This window comes from Marinobacter iranensis (genome assembly GCF_029207565.1).
GTDB classification, from domain to species: Bacteria; Pseudomonadota; Gammaproteobacteria; order Pseudomonadales; family Oleiphilaceae; genus Marinobacter; species Marinobacter iranensis.
The window spans coordinates 1-243 of record NZ_JANCMW010000368.1 but is presented as its reverse complement, the minus strand read 5'-3'; the positions used below and the strand labels follow the sequence as shown (position 1 = coordinate 243).

Genomic DNA, 243 nt, shown 5'->3' with positions numbered 1-243 from the left:
CATCCAATCTCCTCGCGTCCGATGGGCGCGAGGAGGCCCCCGACGACAGGAGTGCGGCGCAACCGGTGGAGGGCCCGGATCCGTCGCGGCCCGATGGGGCGATGCCATGGGCTTGATGATCGGCGATCATCTTTGAGGCATGGCTGTCGGTCGATGCCATGAGGGGGAACTTTGCAGCGATGAGCACCGATAACCGGATCAGGAACATCGTCGTCGTGGGGGGCGGCAGCGCCGGCTGGATGG

The 243-nt window shown here is 66.3% G+C and carries 1 protein-coding gene; it reads right to left on the bottom strand.

Going from position 1 to position 243, the window contains the following annotated elements; all coding sequences use genetic code 11:
* Positions 1–243 (bottom strand): hypothetical protein (locus tag NLU14_RS22740; RefSeq protein WP_275710877.1); only part of this gene is annotated, 243 nt, incomplete at both ends.